Source organism: Nonomuraea sp. NPDC052129 (assembly GCF_040680095.1).
In the GTDB taxonomy this organism is placed as follows: domain Bacteria; phylum Actinomycetota; class Actinomycetes; order Streptosporangiales; family Streptosporangiaceae; genus Nonomuraea.
Map to the genome: position 1 here is coordinate 68,204 of NZ_JBFAVX010000016.1, position 17,817 is coordinate 86,020.

Here is a 17,817-nt window from a genome sequence, read left to right on the forward strand (position 1 = left end):
TGGTCCACGCCGTACCTGGTCAGCAGGCTGAGAGGCATGACAGACGTGCTGCGCTTGGACGCGGTGAGCAAGGTGTACGGCAAGGGGCAGGGCGCGGTCGCGGCCCTGCGCGAGGTGTCGGTAGGTATTCCACGCGGGAGTTTCACCGCGGTCATGGGCCCTTCGGGCTCGGGCAAGAGCACGTTCCTGCACTGCGCGGCGGGATTGGACGTGCCGTCCTCGGGTTCGGTACGGCTCGGCGGCACCGAACTGGCCGGGATGGACGAGACCGCGCTGACCGAGCTGCGCAGGCAGCGGATCGGCTTCGTGTTCCAGGCGTTCAACCTGGTCTCGGCGCTCACCGTGATCGAGAACATCACCCTGCCGCTGCGCCTGGCGGGCGTTCGAGTGGACCGGGCATGGCTCGACGAGGTCGTGTCCAAGGTGGGCCTGACGGGACGTACGGGCCACCGGCCCGCGCAGCTGTCCGGCGGCCAGCAGCAGCGGGTGGCCATCGCCAGGGCGCTGGTCACCCGGCCGGAGGTCGTGTTCGGTGACGAGCCGACCGGCGCGCTGGACACGATGACCGCCCGTGACGTGCTGACGCTGCTGCGGGAGATCGTGGACGTAACTGGACAGACGGTGGTGATGGTCACCCACGACCCGGTGGCCGCCTCGTACGCCGACGCGGTGCTGTTCCTTGCCGACGGCAGGATCGTGGACTCTGTCGCGGCGCCCACCTCGGAGCAGGTCGCCGAGCGGATGACCAGGCTGGGAGCGTGGGTGCGTTGACCTCCATGATCTTTGTGGCCCTGAAGACGCTCCGGCACCGCAAGGCCGCCTTCGCCGGGGCGTTCGTCGCCCTGTTCTGCGCAGCCGCGCTGGTCTGCGCCTGCGGCATGCTGCTGGAGACGGGACTGCGCGGCAGCGTGGCCCCCGAACGTTACGCGGGCGCCCCGATGATCGTCAGCGGGGACCAGTACGCCCACCAGACGGTCCGCGCGTCCGAGACGAAGACCAAGACCAAGGCCAAGCAGCTGTCCGAGCGGGCCTGGGTGCCCGCGTCCCTGGCCGACCGGTTGCGCCGGATCCCCGGGGTGTCGCGGGTGATCGCCGAGGTGACCTTCCCCGCCTACGTCGCGGGCCGCCGGTTCCAGGGGCACGGCTGGGAGTCGGCGGCGCTCACTCCGTACACGTTGCGCACGGGACGTGCGCCCGGGGCGGCGGGAGAGGTGGTCGTGGAGGCCGCCTCAGGGCTCTCGGTGGGGGCGCGCGTGCCTGTGCGGACGGCGGCCGGGAGCAGGAACTACCTGGTCACCGGTGTCACCGCCCAGGACCTGCCGAGCCAGGACACGCTGTTCTTCGCCACCGCCGAGGCGCGGCGCCTGGCGGGACGGCCGGGGCAGGTGGCCGCGATCGCCGTCTTTCCCCAGGTGGACGTGTCCGAGGTGGTCAAGGGCGCGCTCGCCTACACCGGGGACGCGTCCGGGGTGGTCAAGGGCGCGCTCGCCTACACCGGGGACGAGCGCGGGGCCGTGGAGTTCCTGGACGCCGAGCAGTCGCGGGTGAGGCTGATCAGCCTGGGCGGCGCACTCGGCGGGACCTCGCTGCTGGTGGCGATCCTCGTCGTGGTCGGCACGTTCGCGCTGTCCATCCAGCAGCGCCAGCGGGAGATCGCCCTGCTCAGGGCCGTCGCCGCCACTCCCCGTCAGGTGCGCGGGATGCTCGGTGGCGAGGCGCTGCTGGTCGGCGTGGTGGCCGGGACACTCGGCTCGGCGGCCGGGGTCGGGCTGGGATTCTGGTTGCGGTCCCGGTTCGTCGCGCTGGGCGCGATGCCGGACAACCTGCGGCTGGTGGTCAGTCCGTTTCCGCTGCTCGCCGCGTTGGGCGCGGCCGTGATGGCGGCCTGGGCGGCGGCGTACCTCTCGGCGCGGCGTGCCGTACGGATCCGCCCGGTGGAGGCACTCGGCGAGGCGGAGCTGCCGACGGCACGCATCCCCCTGGGCAGGATGGTCGCCGGGCTCCTGTGCGCGGCGGGCGGCGTCGCGCTGACGCTGGTGCTGTCGGCCCTGTCGAGCGAGGCGGCCTCCGGCCCGGTCACCCTGCTCACCGCGCTGGTGTGGACGGTCGCCGTGGCCCTGCTCGGCCCGGTGCTCGCGCAGGTGGCGACCGCCCTGCTCGGGGTGCCGCTGCGCGCGGCCCGGACGAGCGGGTACCTGGCCGCCGCCGGTATGCGCGCCACGTCCAAGCGGCTGAGCTCGGTCGTCACGCCGCTCAGCCTGATGGTGGCGATGACCTGCACGATCCTGTTCGTACAGACGACCATGGGGTACGCGGCCCAGGAGCAGGCGACGGCGGGCACCAGAGCGGAGCACGTCCTCGGCCCGCACGTGCCCTCCGGCACGGCGGCGGCCGTGCGGCGGCTTCCGGGCGTCGAGGCGGTCACCGAAGTGCTGCGTACCTCCGTACGGGTGGGCCTGGACAAGTACGGCGCGCAGGCCGTGACCGCCGACGGGCTCGGCAGGACCATGGACCTGGGCGTGGTCTCCGGTTCGCTCGACGGCCTCGACGACGGCTCCGTCGCGGTCAGCCGGACGGCGGCCGAGCGGCTCGGCGTCTCGGCGGGCGCGAAGATCAGCCTGACACTGGGTGACGGCACCCCCGCTGAGCTGCGCGTCGTCGCGATCTACTCGCGCGGGCTGGGATTCGGCGAACTCACGCTCTCCCACGCGCTGGTGGCCGGGCACGTGGACGACCCGCTCGGGACCGTGCTGGTCGCGGCCCCCTCGGTGACGCGGGCGGATTTGGAACGGGCCGTGCCGGGGGTCGGCGTGCTGGACCGGGCTCAGGCGGCCGAGGCGGGCGGGGCCAACGGCGAGGTGAACTACGTGGCGATGGGGCTGATCATCGCCTTCACGGCGATAGCCGTGGTCAACACCATCGCCATGTCCACCTCGTCGAGGTCGCGGGAACTCGCCCTGCTGCGCCTGGTCGGCACCACCCGGCGGCAGGTGCTGCGGATGCTGAGGCTGGAGACTCTGGCGGCGGTCGTCGTCGCGGTGACCATCGGGACGGTGATCGCGCTGGTCACGCTGTCGGCGTTCAGCATGGGCATGACCGGTTCGGTGGTGCCGCACATCCCGCCGCTCACCTACCTCGCGGTGATCGCCGCCGCGGCCGGCCTCGCCCTTCTGGCCACGGCGCTGCCCGGCCGTCTCGTCCTCGGGAGGCGGCCGGTCGAGCTGATCGGCGCGCGCGACTAGCCTTCCTGGCGTGAGTCGTTGCTAGCCTGAAGATGGCCTTCGACGACGGTCCCGGAGCCCTAGTCTCCGCCGTCGCCTTCCGGGACCGGCGAGCCCCTCACCCGGCTGGCCGGTTTCACGGACCAGCCGGACTGGCTGGAACGGCTCACCCATCCGATCCCGGGCTGGTATCGGCGGCGAGACGGGCGGGTGGGTGTCTACTGAGACGAGGGCCAGCGCTCCCGTCTTCAGGCGGGATGGTGTAGGCCCGCGCGTGAGTGCCCTCTGGGGCGCGAGTGTGCAGTGATCGGAACTGCTTGCGACCTCTCAACCACGTACGGTAAAGTATCCGTGATCGAACTGGCAAGCGACAACCAAGCTGGCGGTGAGATCACTTCCTGGATTCATCGGTACGACGAGGCCGCCGGACGGGCGGTGACAGGACGTGGAGACTTGCCGGTAGGCGGGTCAGTGAAGCGTCAAGCATCCTGTTCCACAGCTCGTGCTGCTTATGCGGCATGGACTGCTGCGTAAGCAGCACGGGAATCTCCGCCTCTCCAGGGCGAGGAGCACGTCAAAGCATCTGGCATCCGCCGATGCGCCCCCGGGCATCTCATCGCCGGATCCGCGAGATTTCCGGTCTTCGAACGCCTCGGACTGATCACGCCGGACACCGTGCCGCACTCGGTCCTGGCCCAGGCACGGCCGAGCTTCGACATCCACACCCCGCCGCGCCGCTTCCGCCCGGGAACGTAGGTCCTGATGGCCCCGTCCGAATGCGGACGGGGCCATCGTCTACCGGGACAGCCTCGGGGCCGGGGCGTAACCGGCGGCCCGGGTGGTGAAGGTGCCCCGGCCCTGCGTCCGGCTGCGCAGCCGGGTCGCGTACCCGAACACCTCGGCCAGCGGCACGGTCGCGGTGATCACCACGGTGCCCGCCCGCGCGGTCGAGCCCGAGATCCGGCCGCGCCGGGCCGCCAGGTCGCCGAGCACCCCGCCGGCGGCGTCGTCCGGCACCGTGGCCGTGACCTCGACCACCGGCTCCAGCAGCACCAGGAGGCTGGCGCGCAGTGCCTCGCGCAGCCCGAGCCGCCCGGCCGTACGGAACGCCATCTCCGAGGAGTCCTTGGGATGGGTGGCTCCGTCGGTCAGGGTGATCCGCAGGCCGGTCACCGGATGGCCGCCGAGCGGTCCGTCGGCCAGGGCGTCCCGGCAGCCGGCCTCCACCGCCCGGACGTACTCGCGCGGCACCCGTCCGCCGACGACGGTCGAGCGGAACACCACGCCGTCGGCGACGTCCAGCGGATCCACATCGAGGACGACGTGCGCGAACTGCCCCGCCCCGCCGTCCTGCTTGACGTGCCGGTACAGGAACCCGGAGACCCCGCGCTCGACCGTTTCCCGGTGAGCCACCTGCGGCCGGCCGATGGCGACCTCCAGCCCGTGGGCGCGCCGGATCTTCTCCGCCGCGACCTCCAGATGCAGCTCGCCCAGCCCCGACAGCACCGTCTGACCGGTCTCGGCGTCGGTGCGTACCACCAGCGAAGGATCCTCCTCCACCAGCCGGGCCAACGCCGACGTCAACCGGTCGGTCTCGGTGTTCCTGCGGGCCTCGACCGCCACCGAGACCACCGGATCGGCCACGGTCGGCGGTTCGAGGAGCAGCGGCGCCGCGGGCGCGCACAGCGTGGCGCCGGTGCGGGCCGTTTTCAGCCCGACCACCGCGACGATGTCCCCGGCCGCCGCCCGGTCCACCTCGGTGTGCCGGTCGGCCTGCACCCGCAGGATCCGGCCGATCCGCTCGGTGCGCCCCGCGCCGGTGTCCAGCACCGCGTCTCCTCTCCGCATCGTTCCCGAGTACACCCGCAGGTACGTCAGCCGCCCGGTGGCGGTCGACTGCACCTTGAACACCAGGGCGGCGAACGGCGCCGCCGGGTCGGCCGGGCGCTCCTGCTCGGTGCCGTCGTGCGTGCCGCGTACCGCCGGTACGTCCAGCGGCGAGGGCAGGTAGGCCACGGCGGCGTCCAGGAGCGGCTCGATTCCACGGTTGCGGTACGCCGATCCGCACAACACCACCACCCCCTCACCGGTACGGGTCAGGTCGCGCAGCGCGGCGGCGAGAGTCCGTTCGGAGATCGCCGACTCCGCGCAGAACTCCTCCAACGCGAACGGATGCAGCTCGGCCACCGCCTCTTCGAGCAGCCGGCGGCGCCGGTGCGCCTCTTCCCGCAGACCGTCCGGAATCGGGCCCTCCTCGACCGGGTCGCCACTGCCGGGCCAGGCCAGCATCCGCATGCTCAGCAGATCGACCACCCCGGTGAAGCCGTCCTCCCGCCCGATCGGCAGGTGGACCACCAACGGGACCACGCGCAACCGCTCGCGGATCGACTCGACCACCGTGTCGAGGTCGGCACCGGCGCGGTCCAGCTTGTTGACGAAGGCGATGCGCGGCACCCCGTACCGGTCGGCCTGCCGCCATACCGACTCGCTCTGCGGTTCGACGCCCGCGACGCCGTCGAACACCGCGATCGCGCCGTCGAGCACCCGCAGCGACCGCTCCACCTCGTCGGAGAAGTCGACATGTCCCGGGGTGTCGATCAGATTGATCCGATGGCCGTCCCAGGAGCAGCTCACGGCCGCGGCGAAGATGGTGATGCCACGGTCGCGCTCCTGGGAGTCGAAGTCGGTGATGGTCGTGCCGTCGTGTACCTCGCCGCGCTTGTAGGTGGCGCCGGTGAGGTACAGGATCCGCTCGGTGATGGTGGTCTTGCCGGCGTCGACGTGGGCGAGGATGCCCAGGTTACGGACGGCGTTCAGCGAGTCGGTGTGATGACGGTGCAGTTCGGTACGCACGGCCTCATGGCCCTTCGGGACGCTTCAGACAGGACAGCGCGATTCCCGGACGAACACCGCCCGATGTTTGTTCGATTCCGAAAGGAAAGGGCTGATCAGGTGTTCGTCAGAGACGTCCAGTGCCGGCCGCGCAGCCGACGCCGGGCGGACGAAGACACCAGGATCACCTCGTAGCGAGACGTGGGGATGACCGAGGCGGTGCGGTTGCTGGTGTTGCTGTCGCGCACGGCCGGCTCCCCTCGCTCGTCAATGGGCGCCGTTGTGGCGCCCCGTTTCCGGGCGAGTGTACCGAAACGGCCATAGGCGGAAAACCGATTTTAAGCGGGAAATGCCGGTGTTCTCCGGCGCTGGTGTGAGGGCGGCCAGGGCACGGTCTATCTCGGGCAGGCGCCGGTGGCCATCAAGGTGCCGGGGAGAGCGGCCTGCCACCCGCCGGTGCGGCCGTCAGTGTGCTGACGGCGGGGACGTTCGCGAACACCGGGCAGCCGGAGGACGGCCTTTTCGTGGGGTGGGTGAAAAACGGCAAGAGCTATGTGGCCGCCTGGTACAACAAACACCCGCAAGGAATCAGGGCTCGAAGTCCAGATGGACGGTGCCTTCGTCAGCGTCCCGGGCTCGACGCCACTGACTTTCAAGCAGGGCGACCGCTTGGATCAGCTGTCATTCCGAATTGTTCATTCTTTTGCGCTGGGTACTTTAAAGAAAGCTGGGTGCGGTAAAGAAACTCGCCGTTCTTGGTTTGGTCGCCTGAGTAGCCTGACATCGTTTGTCACCTTCGCTGTCAGGTGTTAGTTTGTCGGCCGTGGAAAGGGATTCGGAACGCTCGGGGGAACGGCCCGAACCGCCCAAACGGCTGCTGGCCGTCGGCCTCGTGCTGGTCGGCGTGGTGTTCCTCATACTCACCGCGTTGACGACATTCCTCATGGTCGCGGGCCCGGACTGACCCAGTCCCGGAGGTGGGCGACATCGGGAATGTGCGCTGACCCTGGCTAGTGTGTCTGCGATGAGTGGCGAGCGGGTCATAGGCGGGTACACGCTGCGGCGGGTGCTCGGCCGGGGTGGCATGGGCGAGGTGCATCTCGCCAGCACGCCCACCGGTGGCCTGGCCGCGGTCAAGGTGATCCATCCCGAGTTGGCCCGCGATCCCGCGTTCCGGCGGCGGTTCGAGCGCGAGGTGGCCGCGGCTCGCCGGGTGGCCAGATTCTGTACGGCTCCGGTGCTGGATGCCGGGATCGATGGGGATGTCGCCTATCTCGTAACCGAATACGTAAAAGGGCCGGACCTGGCGAAGGCCGTACGTGAACAGGGGCCCTTGTCCGGGTCCGACCTGGAAGCGCTGGCCGTGGGCATCGCGACCGCGCTCGGTGCGATTCATGGGGCCGGGGTCGTCCACCGGGACCTCAAGCCGTCGAACGTGCTGCTCTCGCCGCTCGGGCCGCGCGTGATCGACTTCGGCATCGCGCAGCTCGCCGAGGCCGACAGCCAGACCAGCCAGGCGATCTTGGGGACGCCCGCGTTCATGGCGCCCGAGCAGGTACGCGGGGAGCCGCTCGGGCCGGCGGCCGACGTGTACGCGTGGGGTGGGGTGATCGCCTTCGCGGGGACCGGGCGGCTGCCGTTCGGTGGCGGGTCGCCGGCCGAGATGCTGTACCGGATCGTCAACGAGGGGCCGCGGCTGGACGGGCTCGACGCGGGCATGCGGGACGTGGTGGAGCGGGCAATGGCCAGGGATCCACGTCTTCGCCCCACGGCCCGACAACTGCTGGAGTCCCTGACGGGCGGCAGGCAGCTGAGCCCGGCCACGGCCACTCAGGTCGTCGAACGTACCTGGACCGGCCCTCGCGGCTTGGCCGCGGAGCAGCCGGCGGCCTTCGGTCCTCGCGGTTCGACCGCGGAGCAGCCGGCGGACTTTGGCGCCCGCGGTGGGGAGCGCGTCGGGGCGGTCGAAGGGCGTGGCCTGGCCGCAGTGGTCGAAGACGCGCCCGTCCAGGCTGCTGCCGGTGTGAGCCTCGCCGGTGGTGGACGTGGAGGGGTGGCGCGGCGTCGGTGGTCCTGGGTGGCGGGGGCAGTCGCTGTCCTGGCCGCTGTGGTGGCGGGGGTCGTGGTGGTGCCTCGGGTGTGGTCGCCGTCGTGGCCGTACGCGGCGGGGTTCGGCGACTCGTGGGCGACCGGGGCGTCCGATGGCGGGGACGCGCGGGTCGCCGGGAGCGACTACCTGCTGACCGCCAAGCCGGGCTGGCGCCTGTGGAAGTCCGCGCCCGTGCCGGAGCCGTCCGGTGGGGTGGTGGTGAGCGCGAAGGCGCGGCTTGAGCAGGGGTCCGGTGAGTACGGTGTGTGGTGCCACGGCTCGGCGAGCTCGGGGGACCGCTACGACTTCGGGGTGAGCGGCTCGGGGCAGGTCACGATCGTCAAGCGCCGTACTGGGCAGAAGGGCACGCCTCTGTACGGTCCGGCGGCTCTGAGTGGTGCGGCGACGGCCAGGGGCGGCCGGATCGTCGCCGAGTGTGCCGGTCCCAGCGACTCTGCTGGGGTGACGTTGCGGATGTGGGTGAACGAGAAGCTCGTCGCCGAGGTGTCCGATGCGAGTGATCCGCTCGGGCCGGGGGCGGCCGGTGTTCAGGTGGCTCCGGACGCCGGGGAGGCGCTGCGCGTACGCTTCGTGTCGTTCGCCATCGACCGCACGAAGGACTAAGCCCCACAAATGCCGAAATTCCCGGCGCTGCCCGGCGAAGAGGGGCGCGGTTCCCTCCGGTTCCGGCTGCTGGGACCACTGCGACTCGAAGGCGACCCGGAGCCGGGGCCGGGGCCGGGGCCGGCGAAGCATCGGGCGGTGTTGGCCGCGCTGTTGGTCTCTGCCGGACGGGTGGTGCCGATCGAGCGGCTGATGGTCGTGGTCTGGGACGACCGGCCGCCGGCCTCCGCGGAGTCGGTGCTCAGGGTGTACATCAGCGCGCTCCGCAAGCTCGTCGACGGCATCAGGACCGTCCCCGGTGGCTATCTGATCGAGGTGGAGCCGGATGCGGTCGACTGCCATCGGTTCGAGCGGCTGGTCGGTGAGGCCAGGCGGGCGAGGGAGGCGGGCAGGGTCGAAGCGGCGGCCGAGGGATTCCGGGCGGCGCTGGCGCTGTGGCGAGGGGATGCCATGGCCGATATCGAGTCCTCATACCTGCGCAGAACGCACGCCGTACCCCTGGAAGAGCTCCGCCTGACCGCGCTCGAAGAGCGTGTGGAGCTGGACCTGCTGCTGGGCAGGGGTGGTGAGGTGGTCGGCGAGTTGCGGGCGCTCGTCGGCGCGTACCCACTGCGCGAGCGGGCCTGGGCGCGGCTGCTCGACGCGCTGCGCCAGGCCGGGCGGCGGGCGGAGGCGCTGGCGGCCTACCAGGAGGCGCGCCGGGTGCTGGTGGACGAGCTCGGCTTGGAACCGGGCACCGAGCTGGTCGAGGCACACCGGCGCGCGCTGTCGAGCGAGGGACCGCGGCAGCGTGTACCGGTGAAGAGCGAGGCCCCGCCGGATATTTCGGATTTCACGGGACGCCGGGCCGTCCTCGACTGGATCGTCGCCCGCGTGCCGGCGCAAGGAGGCGGTGCGCCTGCGAGTACTGCGCCTGCGCAAGAAGGCGGGGTGTCCGCGGGTGGGGGCGGTGCGCCTGCGGGTGGGGCGCCCGCGCGGGGAGGCGGTGTCTCCACGCAGGGAAGCGGAGTGTCCGCGCGGGGAGGTGCCCCCGTGCACCTCGTCGTGCACGGGCCGCCGGGGTGCGGTAAGTCCGCCGTGGCTGTGCGCGCCGCGACCATGATCGACCTCCCGGGCGGCCGTCTCTACGCGTCGCTCCGCGACCGGCAGCCCGGCGCCGTGCTGGAGGACCTGCTCCGGTCCCTGGGGTGTCCCGATGGGGCCGTGCCTGCCGCGTTCGAGGAGCGTGTACGGCTATATCGCGGCATGACGGCGGCCCGCAGCCTGCTCGTGGTGCTCGACGACGCCACGGACGAGGCCCAGGTACGCCCGCTGCTCCCCACCGGTCCGGGCAGCCTGACGCTCGTGACCAGCCGGTCCCCCTTGGCGGGGCTGGAGGCGGCCAGGGCGTACGAGTTGGGGGTGTTCGAACCCGCCGAGGCCGTGGCCATGCTCGCCGAGGTGGTCGGGCGCGAACGGGTCGGCGCCGAGCCCGAGGCCGCAGACCGGATCGTGCGGCTCTGTGGTGGTCTGCCGCTGGCCCTGCGCATCGCCGGATCCCGCCTGGCCAGGAAGCCGGGCTGGACCCTCGCCCACCTGGCCGGACGGCTGGGCGACGAGCGGCGCCGACTGGACGAGCTGAGCGCGGGCGACCTGGCCGTACGCGGCAGCCTGGCGCTCGGCTACCACGGGCTGGCCGACTCCGAACGGCGGCTGCTGCGCAGGCTGGGCGCACTGTCCGCGCCCGACTTCGCCTCCTGGGCGCTTGGTGCCGATCTGGAGCCGCTGGCCGAGGCGGGGCTGCTCCAGTCGCTCGGCTTGGACGAGTCCGGCGGTGAACGGTATGGCTGGCACGACCTGACTCGGCTGTACGCCGCCGAACGCCTGACCGCCGAGGACGGAGGCCCCGCAGCGGTCCTGGCCGGGATCGCGGGCGAGATCCTCGACCGGACCCGCCACGCGAGGACGGCCCTCCTCCCCGCCGAACCCGGCTCAGGCCGCACCCTGACCCACACCGACCACCAGGCGCAGGCGGCCGGTCCGGGCTGGCCGGGAGAGCAGGCGCTGGGGCCCGGTTCGGGTTGGGCGGGAGAGGCGGGTCTCGGGCTGACAGGTGGGTGGGCGTTGGAGACCGGGCGGTTGCGGGCGGACGCTCGGTGGCTGAGCGCCGAACGTCGGTTCCTTGTGGCGACTGTGGGCGACTTCTACCGGGCCGGTCTGCACGAGGCGGCCTGGCGGCTGGCCTTTTATCTGACTCCGCTGTTCGAGCTGGGCGCGCATCACGACGACTGGCACGTCACCACTGCCACCGGCCTCGACGCGGCGCGGGCGGCCGGGCATCGGGAGGGTGAGGCGCTGCTGTTGCGTGCTCTGGCCGATCTGCATCGGGTGGAGGGCCGTCCTGAGTCGGCCGCCGCCGCGCTGAGGGCCGCTCAGCCGCTGGTCGAGGGCCTGGAGCTGGCTCGGATCATGCTGCGGCTCGGCCTGGTGGAGCGGCGGCCGGCCGAGGCGGAGCGCGCGCTGGCCAGGTGCCTGCACGTCTTCGAGGAGGCCGGTGATCGGCGCGGCACGGCCGACGCGCTCCGGGCGTTGGGCGTCGTACGCGGAGACCTGGGGTTGGTGGATCGCAGCCTGGAGGCGTACGAGGAATTGGGCGACCCGCGCGGCGCCGCCGAAGCCCTGCTCGACCTGGCCCGGCTGCACCTCGGCGCCCACCGCTACGCACGGGCCCGCGACTGCGCCGAGCGGCGGATAAGGATCAACCGGCGCCTGGGCGACCGGCTGCCGGAGGCGGCCGGGCTGCTCGTGCTGGCCGACATCGCCAGTGCCGAGGGCGATCCGGAGGCGGCGGCCAGGCTGGCGAGTCAGGCCGAGGTGATGTTCACGGCGCACGGTGACCGGAGAAGCGCGTCAAAAGCCCTGATTATCCTCATAAAAGCACACCTAGACCTTGATGAGGTTGATGCTGCGGTTGAGGGGCTTGCGCGTGTTATGGGAGAGTCTGACAGCCTTGGTGGGCCCCGAAGTGCCGAGGTCGAGCTTCTGGCGCAAGAGCTGGACAGACGTCGTGGCCTGGGGATTTAGCCCACTATGCGGATCCTGAAGGTCGCCCGGCTACCTTCGGGGCCACGAGTTCCACCCCTACCGGCAAAGGTGATCAGAACATGCGGAAGACGATCGCGCTGGCTGTCGCGGCCGTCGCGTTGACCGGCTGCGGGATGCTCCCTGGCCAGCAGGGCGGCGGCGGCGAGGAGCAGACGGGGCAGACCGCGCAGGCCGCGCAGCCTGAGCGGGCCGCCACCACGGGGAGCGCACCGGCCGAAGCGCAGCCGACCGCGCCCGCGCAGGAGGCCAAGGCGATCGCGAGCCGGGAGGTCAAGGTCGGGGCAGGCGGACAGTACGGCAAGGCTCGCGTCGACATCACCGGGCTCAAGCGGCAGGGCAGGACGATCAGCCTCAACTGGACCGTCACCGCCACTGACGGCAAGGTCAACCTGCACAACGGCATGAGCAGTGGCACGCTCGACTACACGGTGTCGGCTGTCTCCCTGATCGACCCGGTCAACGCCAAGCGCTACCGCGTCGCCCGCAACGGTACGGGCCAGGACGCGAAGTGCGTCTGCTCGGGCACCCAGGGGCAGTTCCTGAACAGCGGCGACGCCACCACGCTCTACGCGGTATTCGCCGCCCCACCCCCGGACGTCACGAAGATCAATGTCGAGATGCCGATGATGGGCGTGTTCACCGATGTTCCGATCTCTTAGCGTCGCGCTGGCTCTGTTGCTTTCGCCGACCCCCGCTCCGCCCGCCGACGCCACCGGCCCGGTGGAGGATCTGGTGCTTCCCGTCGAGGACATCATCGGCGAGGTCGAGTCGCTCGACGGCACCGAGAGCGAGACCAAGCGGGGCGAGCAGGTCACGGTCGCGCTCACCAGCGACGTGCTGTTCGCGGTGGACAAGTGGGTGCTGACCGGGGCGGCGAAGCAGCGGCTCAAGGAGGTGGCGCGCAAGATCGACGCGGAGGGCGCAGGGGGTGTCGTGAAGGTCGAGGGGCACACCGACGACCAGGGCACCGACGCCTACAACGTCACACTGTCGCAGCGCCGGGCGCAGGCCGTACAGCAGGCCATGCGCGGCATGCTGACCGGCGGCAACGCGAACCTCCAGGCGAAGGGGTACGGCGAGAGCCGCCCGAAGGTGCCCAACATCGTCAACGGCAAGCCTGTCGCCCAGAACCGGGCGAAGAACCGCCGCGTGGAGCTCGTCTTCAACGTCAAGCAGTAGTCGATTGGGCCGGCGCCGATCACATGCACCGCGACACCGCGGTTCGCTGGGTCACCTACGCCAGGCGCGGCTGGGCTTGGCTGGTCTCAAAGCCTCGACCGTGTCCGTATCCGGCGCACACACCCTGGCGGATGGGGTGTCACCGCGATAGACGATGGCGACGCCGCTCGCCCCCAGGCACAGGCCGAGCCACTGTTTGCGCGAGACGTAATGACGCAACAACGGTCCGGCAAGTGCCCCGGCGACGAGGGGTTGGACGCCGTCGATCAGAGCGGTGGTGCCACTGGAGACTCCGAGTTGGATCGCGTAGTAGACGGTGAGCAGATAGCCGCTCTGCGACAGCACACCGATCACGGCCTGCCGAGCCACGTCCCGCGCCCCGAGGCCCCGCCACGACGTTCTCGCGACGGTGGCGGCAACGGCGATCAAGATGACGGTCAGCGGCAGGAACCGCCACATCAGGATCGTGACCGCGGACGCACTTCCCGCGCCGAGCTTGGCCCCAATGAACCCGGAACTCCAGCAGAGGACGAAGGCGATCGAGAGCAGGAGGTTCACGACTCACCCTTCAATATACAGATCGGTATACTCATCCGGCTTACTATACAGATCGGTATACTGCCGAGGTATGGGCACTGCGGAGAAGCCGCGACGGATCACGATGACCCCAGCCGCACTGCGCGTCCTGGAAGCCGCTGCGAGGCTGTTCTACGAGCGCGGCATCCATGCCGTCGGTGTGGACCTGATCGCCGCCGAAGCCGGGGTGACAAAGAAGACCCTCTACGACCGGTTCGGCTCCAAGGAGCAGATCGTCGTGGAGTACCTCGCGGGTCGCGATGAACGCTGGCGGGCCTTCCTCGCCCAGCACCTCGACGCCGCACAGCCGGCGGCGTCGGCGCGCGTCCTCGCCGTTTTCGACGCCTCACGTATGTGGTCGGCGGAGAACAGTTCCAAGGGGTGCAGCATGGTCAACGCCCATGCCGAGATCAGCGATCCGTCTCACCCGGCGTACCCGATCATCACCGGGCAAAAGGAGTGGATGCTCTCCCTGTTCACCGACCTCGCCGAAAACATCGCCCCAGGCGGGGCCGCCCATCTGGGCCGGACGCTCATGCTGCTTCACGAAGGAGCGCTCGTCGCACACGGCCTGAACATCTTCCCGGACCCCATCAGCCATGCCCGCGAACAGGCGCGAACTCTCCTCGCCGCCACCGGGGACGCCGCAGCGAAGCGATGAGGAGAAACCGGCGGCGGCTTGACGCAGGGCTGCTCAGGCGGTGAGCTGGGCCAGCCCGTCGCCCATCGGGGTGCGGCTGTAGAGCACCGACCGGCCGCTGCGCGTACGCGAGACCAGCCCCGCCCGCCGCAGTACGGCCAGATGACCGCCCACCCCGCCGAGCGTCATCGACAGCTGGGCGACCAGTTGGCTGGTGCTGGCCGGGCTGTCGAGCGCCGTCAGCACCGCCGCCCGGCCCCGCCCGAGCAGCGCGACCAGGCCGTCGGCGGCGGGCGAGCCCCGCTCCCAGAGTGCGGCGACGCCGTGCGCGGGGTAGGTCAGGCCGTACGCGCGCGGTGGATCGAGGTAGACGTACCTGGCGCCGAACGCGTTCGGCATCAGCACCACCCCCACCCCACCGAGTCGGTGGGAGGCGCCGCGGACCTTGCCGAGCAGGATGCGCTCCTCCTTCAGCTCCATGTCGATGCCGAGGCGGCCGAACACCTCCATCCAGCCGTACACCGCGAGCCGCCCGGCCCGCTGCACGATGTCGCGCTCCAGCAGGGCGCGCAGCCGGGGCCAGTCAGGGGCGAGCAGCTCGGTCCAGAGCGCTTCGAGAGCGTCGGCGACCCGCTCGGCGGCGTCGGGAACGTTCAGCGCCGGATCGACCGGCCGCTCCCGATGGCTGAGCCGGAAGTCGGCGGCGACCCGGTCGGCGGGCATCCGCCGGACGGCGGCCACCTCCCGCTCGAACGTGGTGTCCACGCCGTCGGGCGGCACGCAGTAGAAGTCGGGGGCGTAGTCGGTCACCCGGTGCAGCCGGATCAGCGCGCGCAATACGGGGCTGCCCGCCAGCAGCCGCTGGTAGCGGTCGCGTACGCGGGCCGTCCAGATGGGCAGGCCGGGCGGCACGTTCTGGCCGCTCAGCACGTTGAGCGCGCCGACGACCTGGCTCATGGGCGACAGACCGAACCTGACCTTCGCCAGATCCTCGGGCGTGCACTCCAGATGAGCCATCCGTCCCACCTCCCGATGAAAAGAACGGCCATCCTAATGCGGGGTCAGTCTCCCGGCAGGACGCCCAAGGTCACCGTGATCGTCGTGGTCGAGCCATTGAGCCTGACGACCCCCACCTTGGCCTGCTTCCCCGGCTGGAGCGTGCTCAGCGCCTCGGCCAGCGTGGCCATCGTCAACGTCTCCCGGCCGTTGACGGAGATGATCACGTCCCCCGGCTTGATGCCGGCCTTGGCAGCCGCGCTGCCCTTGTCGACCTTGACCACGGCGACCCCGGCGGCCTGGCCGTCCTCTATGGCCGTAGTGCCCCTGATGCCGAGCGCGGCCCGGTGGCTGTTGGTGACCTTGCCGTTGCGGATGATCTGAGCGGCTATGTCCTTGGCGGTGTTGCTCGGGATCGCGAACCCGATGCCGGGCGCGGCCCCGCCACCTAGGTCCTGGTCCGTCGCGGCGAGTGTCGGGATGCCGATGACCTGCCCGGACAGGTCGATGAGGCCGCCGCCGCTGTTGCCGGGGTTGATCGCGGCCGACGTCTGGATGGCGCCGGTGATCGTGGCGCCGGGCGAGTCGGGATCCTGCGGCTCGGTCACGGTACGGCCCAGCGCGGAGATGATCCCCTGGGTGACGCTGCCCGACAGCCCCAGCGGGTTGCCCATGGCGAGCACCACCTGGCCGACCTGGAGCTTCGACGAGTCGCCGAACCTGGCCGGTGTCAGCCCCTTCGGGTCGTCCACCTTGATGACCGCCAGGTCGCCGCCGCCGAAGCTCTTGACGAGCCGGGCGCTGTGCGACTTGCTGCCCGTGGCCAGTGTCACGGTCATCTGCTTCGCGCCGCCCACGACGTGCGCGTTGGTCAGGATGTGTCCCGCCGAGTCGTACACGATGCCCGAGCCGAGCACCTCATCGGTGGTGATCTGCACGATCGACGGGAGCGCCTGCTTGATGACGCGCTCGTAGGACGCTTCCAATGGTGGCGCGGACTCCTGGGCGTCGGGCGTCTGGGAAGACGGCCAGGCCGTGGGCGTCGTCGAGCGGGCCGCATGGATGGCCGATGGTCCTGAGCAGGCGACCAGCAGCGTGGCGGCGACGATCGCGACGACGGCCTTGCTCATGCAGAGCTACTGCCCCGGTCAGCTGGAAAGATACGCCTCGCGGACGTTACGTCTGCTCAGCTTGCCGGTGGGCGTACGCGGCAGCGCGTCGCGGAACTCGATGACGCGCGGATGCTTGAGTTTGGCCAGCCGTGGCGCGCAGTGCCGCATCAGCTCGGCGGTGAGATCGCCGGTGTCGGCTCCCTCGGCGGGCTGGACGAGCGCGACGACCCGCTGCCCCCACTCGGGGTCGGGCACGCCGATCACCGCGACGTCGGTCACGGAGGGGTGTTCGAGCAGCACCGCCTCGATCTCGGCGGGATAGATGTTGACGCCGCCGGAGATGATCAGGTCGGTCCTGCGGTCGAGCAGGAACAGGTAGCCCTCTTCATCCAGGTAGCCGATGTCGCCGGGGGTGTAGGCGGGTCCGCGCATGGCGGCGGCCGTCTTGCCGGGGTCGCCGTGGTACTCGAAGCGGTTCACGCCGCCGATGTAGACCAGGCCCGGCTCCCCGGGCGCCACCTCCTCGCCCTCGTCGCTCACGATCGTGAACGTCATGCCGTCGAGCGCCCTGCCGACCGTGCCCGGCCTGGCCAGCCACTCCCGCGACGACACCATGGTGGCCACGGCCGCCTCGGTGGAGCCGTAGTACTCCCACAGCACCGGCCCGAGCCAGTCGATCATGGCCTGCTTGGTCGCGGGCGGGCACGGCGCCGCGCCGTGGTAGAGGTGCGTCAGCGATGAGAGGTCGTACTCCTCCCGATCCGGTACGGCCAGCAGCCGATGGAACATCGTGGGCACCATGAACGCGTTCGTCACCCGATGCCGCTCCACCAGTCGCAGGGTCTCGGCGGCGTCGAATCGCTCCGGCGCCACGATCGAGTGCCCTAGGTGCAGCGCCATCATCGCCTGACCGTACGGCGCCGAGTGGTACAGCTGCGAGCACACCAGATGCACCCCACCGACCGGCAGCCCGAAATGCCGCCAGCTCTTACGCATGAGGATCGGGTACAGCTCCTCGGGCGTCAGGGGCAGCAGCCGTCGGCGCACGCCCTTGGGCCGCCCCGTCGTGCCGGAGGTGTAGAGCATCATCGACCCGGCCCGCCGGTGCTCCGGCGCGGTGTCCGGCTGACCGGCCATCAGCTCGCCGACACTGAGCGCGGCGGGGGAGACCACGACCTTCGCGCCGCAGTCGGCCACGATGTAGGCGATCTCCTCGTTGGTGAAATGCCAGTTGACCGGTACGAGGTAGGCGCCGATCTGGTACGTCGCGAGCATCATGGTCAGGGCGTCCAGCCCGTTCCTGAGCACGGTCACCACCGAGTCGCCCGGCGCCACTCCGCGCGCGGTCAGGCCGTGGGAGACCTGGTTGGCGCGGGCGAGCAACTCCCCGTACGTCGCGCCGTCCGGGCCCAGCAGGGCGGGACGCTCGGCGTCGGCGGCGGCGATCTCGTAGAAACCCCTCAT

At 70.9% G+C, this 17,817-nt stretch carries 14 protein-coding genes; 8 read left to right on the top strand and 6 right to left on the bottom strand.

Features of this window, described 5'->3' with window-relative positions:
- Positions 1–36: 36 nt before the first annotated feature.
- Together AB0L53_RS30985 and AB0L53_RS30990 are read left to right on the top strand one after the other, a co-directional pair.
- The gene (locus AB0L53_RS30985; protein WP_358547755.1) at positions 37–771 is read left to right on the top strand and encodes an ABC transporter ATP-binding protein; all 735 of its coding nucleotides are present in this window, start codon (positions 37–39) and stop codon (positions 769–771) included.
- A 5-nt stretch (positions 772–776) separates the two neighbouring features.
- On the top strand, positions 777–3,242 hold the full coding sequence (locus AB0L53_RS30990; RefSeq protein WP_364001184.1) for an FtsX-like permease family protein: 2,466 nt from the start codon (positions 777–779) through the stop codon (positions 3,240–3,242).
- A 774-nt stretch (positions 3,243–4,016) separates the two neighbouring features.
- On the opposite strand, the gene fusA is transcribed toward AB0L53_RS30990, so the two are convergent.
- Both fusA and AB0L53_RS31000 read right to left on the bottom strand, forming a co-directional pair.
- A complete protein-coding gene (gene fusA, locus AB0L53_RS30995) occupies positions 4,017–6,074 on the bottom strand; it encodes an elongation factor G (protein WP_364001187.1) in 2,058 nt (685 codons plus the stop codon).
- Between the two features lie 95 nt (positions 6,075–6,169).
- Positions 6,170–6,301: a hypothetical protein gene (locus tag AB0L53_RS31000; RefSeq protein WP_364001190.1), complete on the bottom strand. Its 132-nt coding sequence runs from the start codon at positions 6,299–6,301 to the stop codon at positions 6,170–6,172.
- A gap of 575 nt (positions 6,302–6,876) precedes the next feature.
- Here AB0L53_RS31000 and AB0L53_RS31005 point away from each other — a divergent pair.
- From AB0L53_RS31005 to AB0L53_RS31025, 5 genes are all read left to right on the top strand, one after another.
- Complete coding sequence (locus AB0L53_RS31005) at positions 6,877–7,017, top strand: hypothetical protein (RefSeq protein WP_364001192.1); 141 nt, start codon at positions 6,877–6,879, stop codon at positions 7,015–7,017.
- Between the two features lie 60 nt (positions 7,018–7,077).
- The gene (locus tag AB0L53_RS31010) at positions 7,078–8,766 is read left to right on the top strand and encodes a serine/threonine-protein kinase (protein WP_364001195.1); all 1,689 of its coding nucleotides are present in this window, start codon (positions 7,078–7,080) and stop codon (positions 8,764–8,766) included.
- A 9-nt stretch (positions 8,767–8,775) separates the two neighbouring features.
- Positions 8,776–11,829 (top strand): BTAD domain-containing putative transcriptional regulator, encoded by a 3,054-nt coding sequence (locus tag AB0L53_RS31015; RefSeq protein ID WP_364001198.1) that lies wholly within the window; start codon positions 8,776–8,778, stop codon positions 11,827–11,829.
- 80 nt (positions 11,830–11,909) lie between these two features.
- The gene (locus AB0L53_RS31020; protein WP_364001200.1) at positions 11,910–12,509 is read left to right on the top strand and encodes a hypothetical protein; all 600 of its coding nucleotides are present in this window, start codon (positions 11,910–11,912) and stop codon (positions 12,507–12,509) included.
- Entirely contained in the window at positions 12,493–13,029 is a 537-nt protein-coding gene (locus tag AB0L53_RS31025; protein WP_364001203.1) for an OmpA family protein, read from the top strand. Before AB0L53_RS31020 ends, AB0L53_RS31025 begins: the two co-directional genes overlap by 17 nt.
- Positions 13,030–13,080: 51 nt before the next feature.
- Here the strand turns inward: AB0L53_RS31025 and AB0L53_RS31030 are convergent, their stop codons facing one another.
- Positions 13,081–13,587: a DMT family transporter gene (locus AB0L53_RS31030; RefSeq protein WP_364001206.1), complete on the bottom strand. Its 507-nt coding sequence runs from the start codon at positions 13,585–13,587 to the stop codon at positions 13,081–13,083.
- A 70-nt stretch (positions 13,588–13,657) separates the two neighbouring features.
- Here AB0L53_RS31030 and AB0L53_RS31035 point away from each other — a divergent pair, with 70 nt between their 5' ends.
- On the top strand, positions 13,658–14,266 hold the full coding sequence (locus AB0L53_RS31035) for a helix-turn-helix domain-containing protein (RefSeq protein WP_364001209.1): 609 nt from the start codon (positions 13,658–13,660) through the stop codon (positions 14,264–14,266).
- 33 nt (positions 14,267–14,299) lie between these two features.
- Here AB0L53_RS31035 and AB0L53_RS31040 read toward each other — a convergent pair whose 3' ends face one another.
- Genes AB0L53_RS31040 through AB0L53_RS31050 form a run of 3 tightly spaced genes read right to left on the bottom strand, consistent with a single transcriptional unit; the run spans position 14,300 to position 17,817 of the window.
- A complete protein-coding gene (locus AB0L53_RS31040) occupies positions 14,300–15,262 on the bottom strand; it encodes a winged helix-turn-helix domain-containing protein (RefSeq protein ID WP_364001212.1) in 963 nt (320 codons plus the stop codon).
- Positions 15,263–15,306: 44 nt separating this feature from the next.
- Positions 15,307–16,371 (bottom strand): trypsin-like peptidase domain-containing protein, encoded by a 1,065-nt coding sequence (locus tag AB0L53_RS31045; RefSeq protein ID WP_364001215.1) that lies wholly within the window; start codon positions 16,369–16,371, stop codon positions 15,307–15,309.
- A gap of 18 nt (positions 16,372–16,389) precedes the next feature.
- Positions 16,390–17,817: an AMP-binding protein gene (locus AB0L53_RS31050; protein WP_364001218.1), complete on the bottom strand. Its 1,428-nt coding sequence runs from the start codon at positions 17,815–17,817 to the stop codon at positions 16,390–16,392.

Excerpts from the sequence above, each read along its gene's own strand:
- AB0L53_RS30985 (WP_358547755.1), top strand. The coding sequence starts at position 37 with ATGACAGACGTGCTGCGCTTGGACGCGGTGAGCAAGGTGTACGGCAAG.
- AB0L53_RS30990 (WP_364001184.1), top strand. The coding sequence starts at position 777 with ATGATCTTTGTGGCCCTGAAGACGCTCCGGCACCGCAAGGCCGCCTTC.
- AB0L53_RS31010 (WP_364001195.1), top strand. The coding sequence starts at position 7,078 with ATGAGTGGCGAGCGGGTCATAGGCGGGTACACGCTGCGGCGGGTGCTC.
- AB0L53_RS31015 (WP_364001198.1), top strand. The coding sequence starts at position 8,776 with ATGCCGAAATTCCCGGCGCTGCCCGGCGAAGAGGGGCGCGGTTCCCTC.
- AB0L53_RS31020 (WP_364001200.1), top strand. The coding sequence starts at position 11,910 with ATGCGGAAGACGATCGCGCTGGCTGTCGCGGCCGTCGCGTTGACCGGC.
- AB0L53_RS31025 (WP_364001203.1), top strand. The coding sequence starts at position 12,493 with ATGTTCCGATCTCTTAGCGTCGCGCTGGCTCTGTTGCTTTCGCCGACC.
- AB0L53_RS31035 (WP_364001209.1), top strand. The coding sequence starts at position 13,658 with ATGGGCACTGCGGAGAAGCCGCGACGGATCACGATGACCCCAGCCGCA.
- AB0L53_RS31040 (WP_364001212.1), bottom strand. The coding sequence starts at position 15,262 with ATGGCTCATCTGGAGTGCACGCCCGAGGATCTGGCGAAGGTCAGGTTC.
- AB0L53_RS31045 (WP_364001215.1), bottom strand. The coding sequence starts at position 16,371 with ATGAGCAAGGCCGTCGTCGCGATCGTCGCCGCCACGCTGCTGGTCGCC.
- AB0L53_RS31050 (WP_364001218.1), bottom strand. The coding sequence starts at position 17,817 with ATGAGGGGTTTCTACGAGATCGCCGCCGCCGACGCCGAGCGTCCCGCC.